This is a genomic window from Kitasatospora sp. NPDC047058, from assembly GCF_040643935.1.
GTDB lineage: Bacteria > Actinomycetota > Actinomycetes > Streptomycetales > Streptomycetaceae > Kitasatospora.
Genome location: NZ_JBEYVJ010000449.1, coordinates 1 through 5,076, shown reverse-complemented (window position 1 = coordinate 5,076; position 5,076 = coordinate 1). Strand labels below are relative to the sequence as shown.

The following is a 5,076-nucleotide window of genomic DNA, read 5'->3' as shown; positions in this document are numbered from 1 at the left end:
CGCGCTGCGAGCGGTCCGGGAAGGACTGCTCGACCAGCTGGTCGGCCCGGGCCCTCTCGGTCACCCCGGTTCTCCCTGTCCGATCCCCGGGGTGAGGGGGGACAGTGGTCGACGGGCCGGTGGCTCACGAAGCCGTGCCGACGCCGCCCAGCGGCAGTGGTGGGCGGGCGTCGGCGGCAGCCGGGGACCGGTGTCGGCTCAGCGCCGGTGTCGGCTCAGTGCCGGCGGAGGCTCAGCAACAGGTGCCGGTTCGGCAGCAGTTGGCGGCTTAGTACCAGTGGTGGTTCTGCCAGAAGGACCAGGCGGCGTTCGGGCTGCCGTAGCGGGTGTTCATGTAGTCCAGCGCCCACTTGATCTGGGTGGCCGGGTTGGTCTTCCAGTCGGCACCGGCCGAAGCCATCTTGGAGCCCGGCAGCGCCTGGGCCAGACCGTACGCGCCCGAGCTCGGGTTGGTCGCGTGCACGTTCCAGCTGGACTCGTGGGCGATGATCTGGCTGAACGAGGCGAGCTGGTTGGCCGGCACGATCTGGGCGGCGATGGCCTGCGGGGAGGCGGTCGCGGCCGAGGCGGTGGCGGGCATCAGACCGGCGCCCAGAGCGGTCAGACCGGCGGCGCCGGCAAGAAGAGCAGCAGAAGTGCGCATACGGAGCTTGAAAGCGGGCATGAAGAACTAGACCTCAATCGGGTTGGGCCGGTGTCACGCCCCGCCTCGACCGGTGGCCGGACAGGGGCCGAAACGGTCGCGGGGCGTGACTCGGCAACTAGCCGCTTTCCCGGCGGGACAGGAGCCGGGGCGGCTGACGACTGAGCCATTGTTGCCAGACCGGATCGGCCGTCGCCAAGACCCCCTGCTGACGACCCACCGTCGTAGCGGCGGGTCGTGCCGTGGAATCGAAGGGCGGGCCGCGGCGGCGTCGGGCATGGCCTCCGGCCTCGGGAAACGTGCTCCCGGCCACCGTCGCTCGGGCTCGCCGGGCCACTACTACCGGTCGTCGTGGCGGTGAATCGTGTGTGAGCGCACTCACCGGCCGCCTGCCGGGGGCGGTCACCGACCGGACGGCCGCCGACACTACGGGTACAGACGATCTGAGAGCGGCGCCACATCGACGCGACGATGAGACGGCGCAGGTCGAAACGGGAGGAGCGTCTACTCCTCCATGCGGCTCGAACAGGGCTTGGTCGCCGAGTCGGCGCCCGGTCCGGTGGTGCACGTGTTGAGTACGTCGGTACGGAGGAAGGCACTCCGGGGCCCGCCGCGATAGCCCGGCCCACCCGGCCAGCCCGCCCGGCGCCGTCCGGGCGTGGGCCGCCCTACCCCAGTACGTCCCCCAGGCGGCGGTGGCGGGCGACGCGGGCGGCGAGGAGGTCCGTCCGGCCGGTGGCGGTGAGGGTGCCGAGGGCGGCGCCGACCGCCCGGCCGAGGCGGTCGCAGAAGGCGGCCGGCTCCTCGGCGGCGTCCGGCAGTTCCGGCACGACCGTGTCCACCAGGCCGACGGCGGCCAGGTCGTACGCGCCGATGCCCTGGGTGCGGGCCAGTTCGGGGGCGTGGGCGCCGTCCCGGTGGACGATGGCGGAGGCTCCCTCGGGCGGGAGCGGCGCCAGCCAGGCGTTCTCGGCGGCGAGCACCCGGTCGGCGGGCAGCAGCGCCAGCGCGCCGCCGCCGGAGCCCTGGCCGAGCAGCACCGCGAGGACGGGCGTGCGCAGCGCGAGCAGGGTGGTGAGGCAGTGCGCGATCTCGATCGCGATGCCCTCCCGCTCGGCCTGCGCGGACAGTTCGGCGCCGGCCGTGTCGACCACCGTGACCAGTGGCAGACCGAGCTGTTCGGCGAGCCGGGCGGTGCGGCGGACGGCGCGCAGGTCGGCGGCGGTGAACGGGCGCTCCCGGTCCGGCGTCTGCCGCTGCTGCCCGACCACCAGGGCGGGCCGGCCGTCCAGGACCGCGAGCGCGCGCACCAGCGCGCCGTCCCGGCCGCCGGGCGCGTCCAGCAGGACCAGCTCCCCGGCGGTGCGGCGGAGCAGTTCGCGCGTCCCCGGGCGGTCGGGGCGGCGGGTGCGGCGGACGGCGTCCCAGGCGTCGGGGCGGACGCGGGGCGCAGCCGGCGGCGCCCCGTCCAGCGGCTCGGCGGTCGGCGGCCCGGCGGCGAGCGGCCCGGCGGTCGGCACGTTGGTGTCGCGCGGGGCCGCGGTCAGGACGGCGAGCGAGCGCCGCAGCACCTCGCGCAGTTCGGCGGGTGCGACCACCGCGTCCACCAGGCCGTTCCCGGCCAGGGTCTCGGCGCGCTGGACGTCCGCGGGCAGCTCGACGCCGCGCAGTTCCTCGTACACCCGGGGGCCGAGGAAGCCCAGCCTGGCACCCGGTTCGGCGAACACCAGCTGCCCGAGCGTGCCCCAGGAGGCGAACACCCCGCCCATGGTGGGGTTGCGCAGGTAGGTGAGGTAGGGCAGGCCGGCCGCCCGGTGCGCCTGGACGGCGGAGGTGATCCGGAGCATGCAGAGGAAGGCCGCCGAACCCTCCTGCATCCTGGTGCCGCCCGAGACCGGCAGGGCGACCAGGGGCAGTCGCTCGTCGGTGGCCCGCTCGACGGAGCGGGTGATCCGCTCGGCCGTGGCCACCCCGATCGAGCCGCCGAGGAAGCCGAACTCGGACGCCACCAGGGCCACCGTCCGGCCGTCGATCAGTCCGACGCCGGTGACCACCGCCTCGTCCAGCCCGGTCCGCTCCCGGGCGCGGTCCAGTGCCGCCCGGTAGCCGGCCTCGGCGGGTTCCGCGCCGGGCGGTTCGTCCCAGCTCCGGTACGTGCCGGGATCGACCAGCAGGCCGATCAGTTGACGAGCCGTCAGAGAAGTTCCGGTGCCCAACGTCCACCCCGTCAACCGAGTCGCCCGCACAGACAAGATCCACTCTATGCGGCGACGGCGGGCGCGTCCCGGACCGGCGGCCGGATGTGACCGGGTCGACAGCCTCGCGGGGCGGAGGTGTGGAGATGGTCCGAAGCCTCGCGGGCGGAGGTCCGGTCCGCGGACCGTCCGCCTCCGGGCGGGCCCGGCCTCCCCCGCGCGGGGGAACGGGTCGTGCCCGGGCACGATCCGGACCGGGCCGGCGGACGCGGAGGCTGGGTCCATGACCATCACCACGACCGGTCCCGTGCCGGAGCCCACGACGGAGCGGCCGGTGCCGCGCTGGGCGGAGCGGGCCGCCCGTGCCATCCCGCTGCTCGGCCTGCCGGTCTGCCTCTGGCGACTGCCCATCGGCTTCGGCTTCCAGATGGGGATGGTGCTGCCCAGGACGTCCCAGCCGCTCTGGGTGACGGTGCCGTACGTCGTGACCCTCAGCCTGCTGTCCGAGGCCTTCGCCCTGCTCTGCTTCGGGCTGGTCCGGTGGTGGGGCGAGGTCGTGCCGGGCCGGGTCCCGGTGATCGGCGGCCGGCGCATCCGGCCGGGCGCGGTGCTCGTGCCCGCTGCGCTGGCCGGGGCCGGCCTCGTGCTGCTCCTGGCCGACTGGGTGCTCTGCGCCTTCGGCATCGCGGGGTTCCACGACGTCGGCTACACCAACGGCTGGTGGCGGGCGCTCGCCCTGACGGTCAGCGGTCTCTTCCTGCTGTGGGCGCCGCTGGTGGTGGCCCTGACGTACGCCTACTACCGGCGCCGGTGCCGCAGGGGCGCGGGCGGCTGAGCGGGCCGGGCCGGACGGCCGGGCGCTGTGGTCAGCCCGCGCCCCGGGCGGAGCCGCGGTCCTCGACGGCGTCGAAGCCCACTTCGACGGCGGCCACCCAGGCGTCGATCCGTTCCGGGGAGGTGCGGATGGCCCGGATCATCGCCTCGACCACGAGAAGCTTGTCCCGGCCGACGTGGTGGCGGAGCTCCTCGACCGTGACTTCTTCGTACGGCATGGACAGCTGCCAGAACAGCCGCATGAGGTACCGGCACTCCTGCTGGTCCCGGTCGTCCGCGAGGCGGTCGTGCAGCGCGTGCTGCACGCGCCGGCGCTGCTCCTCGTCGCGGAAGCCGAGGGGGAGGTCGGTGAGGGACACGGCCGGACGCTATCAGCCGGACTTCCCGGTGACCAAAGGGTTTCGGTGCTCGGACGGCGGTCAGCCGGCGGCGGCCAGGGCCGGGAGGGCGGCGCGGTCGTAGCGGGCGGCGACCAGGCGGGCTAGGGCGTCGTGGGTGCCCAGCGGGGCGCTCGTCCAGCGGGCGGGCGTGCCGGCGGCCCGGTCGGCGAAGAAGCCGGGGCCGAGGAGGTAGGTGGCGACGGCGACCCGGCGGTGGCCGACGGCGTGCAGCGCCTCGACCGCCTCGGCCGGGGTCGGCCGGGCCGCCGAGAGGTAGGCGGGGACGACGGGGCGGCCGTCGGCCAGGCGCTCGGCGAGCAGCCGGGCCGTGCGGCGGGTGTCGGCGGCGGCCGCCGGGTCGGAGGAGCCGGCCGCGGCGAGCACCACCGGACCGGCGCCGGGCGGGCGTCCGGCCGCGGCGAGCCGGTCGGCGAGGACGGCGGCCAGCAGCGGGTCGGGTCCCAGCGCGGGGGCGAGCCGGACGTGCGGCAGCCGGGCGGCGGCCAGTGCACCGGGGATGTCCACGCGCAGGTGGTAGCCGGTGCCGAGCAGCAGCGGGACGAGGACGGCCGGCTCGCCGTCGGACAGGCCGCCGAGCGCCTCGGGCAGGGACGGCGCGGCGAGGTCCAGGAAGCAGCAGCGGACGTCGAGTTCGGGGCGCTGCCGGCGGACCCGGTCCAGCAGCGCCCGGGTCGCGGCGACGCCGGCCGGGTTCCGGCTGCCGTGCGCGACGGCGAGCAGCACCGGACGGCCGGCGGCACCCGCCCGGCCGCGCGCCGACGCCTCCACCAGCCCGCCCACCAGCCCGCCCGCGAGCCCGCCCATCAGCCGGCCGCCAGCCGGTAGCCGCGCTTGGGTACGGTGCGGATCAGCGTGCCGTGCGGCCCGAGCGCCGCCCGCAGGCGGCCCACGGCCGCCTCGACGGCGTGCTCGTCCGCCGTCGCGTCGGCTGGTCCGCCCGGTGGGGCGCACTCATCCCTTGACTGCGCCGGCGGTGAGGCCGGCGACGATGCGGCGCTGGAAC

Annotated in this window: 6 protein-coding genes; 1 reads left to right on the top strand and 5 read right to left on the bottom strand. The window is 76.2% G+C overall.

The annotated features are described in order from the left end of the window. Window positions 1-268: 268 nt before the first annotated feature. Together ABZ885_RS35110 and ABZ885_RS35105 are read right to left on the bottom strand one after the other, a co-directional pair. A complete protein-coding gene (locus ABZ885_RS35110; protein ID WP_360198016.1) occupies window positions 269-643 on the bottom strand; it encodes a transglycosylase SLT domain-containing protein in 375 nt (124 codons plus the stop codon). A gap of 668 nt (window positions 644-1,311) precedes the next feature. After that, a complete protein-coding gene (locus ABZ885_RS35105; protein WP_360198013.1) occupies window positions 1,312-2,859 on the bottom strand; it encodes a carboxyl transferase domain-containing protein in 1,548 nt (515 codons plus the stop codon). A 262-nt stretch (window positions 2,860-3,121) separates the two neighbouring features. Between ABZ885_RS35105 and ABZ885_RS35100 the strand changes: the two genes are divergently transcribed. Beyond that, on the top strand, window positions 3,122-3,673 hold the full coding sequence (locus tag ABZ885_RS35100) for a hypothetical protein (protein ID WP_360198011.1): 552 nt from the start codon (window positions 3,122-3,124) through the stop codon (window positions 3,671-3,673). 31 nt (window positions 3,674-3,704) lie between these two features. Here the strand turns inward: ABZ885_RS35100 and ABZ885_RS35095 are convergent, their stop codons facing one another. From ABZ885_RS35095 to ABZ885_RS35085, 3 genes are all read right to left on the bottom strand, one after another. Further along, window positions 3,705-4,031, bottom strand: a complete 327-nt coding sequence (locus ABZ885_RS35095) for a hypothetical protein (protein ID WP_360198008.1) — start codon at window positions 4,029-4,031, stop codon at window positions 3,705-3,707. A gap of 60 nt (window positions 4,032-4,091) precedes the next feature. Beyond that, window positions 4,092-4,877 carry a sirohydrochlorin chelatase gene (locus ABZ885_RS35090; RefSeq protein ID WP_360198005.1) on the bottom strand — a complete coding sequence of 262 codons (786 nt, stop codon included), beginning with the start codon at window positions 4,875-4,877 and terminating at the stop codon, window positions 4,092-4,094. Continuing rightward, a partial coding sequence (locus tag ABZ885_RS35085; protein WP_360198002.1) for a winged helix-turn-helix domain-containing protein occupies window positions 4,877-5,076 on the bottom strand: 200 nt, incomplete at its 5' end. The genes ABZ885_RS35085 and ABZ885_RS35090, both read right to left, overlap by 1 nt.